At 70.7% G+C, this 266-nt stretch carries 1 protein-coding gene; it reads right to left on the bottom strand.

The features are described from left to right. Window positions 1-187, bottom strand: a 187-nt coding sequence (locus MXD59_RS24660) for a HEAT repeat domain-containing protein (RefSeq protein WP_248826968.1), incomplete at its 3' end; no start/stop codon positions are given. Window positions 188-266: the final 79 nt, after the last annotated feature.

Below are 266 nucleotides of genomic sequence, written 5' to 3'. Positions count from 1 at the left end.
TGGTAGCTCGGTCGCGCAGGAGCGGAAGGGTGGCCTCGTCGTCAGCCCAACCCGCAGCGATCGCCCGGACCGCCGCCCGCCGCACGGCATCGTGATCGTCGGTGGTAGCTCGGTCGCGCAGGAGCGGAAGGGTGGCCTCGTCGTCAGCCCAACCCGCAGCGATCGCCCGGACCGCCGCCTGCCGCACGTCATAGTGATCGTCGGTGGTAGCTCGGTCGCGCAGAAGCGGAAGGGTGGCCTCGTCGTCAGCCCAACCCGCAGCAATC

Source organism: Frankia umida (genome assembly GCF_023242945.1).
GTDB lineage: Bacteria > Actinomycetota > Actinomycetes > Frankiales > Frankiaceae > Frankia > Frankia umida.
This window is presented reverse-complemented; position numbering and strand designations above follow the sequence as displayed.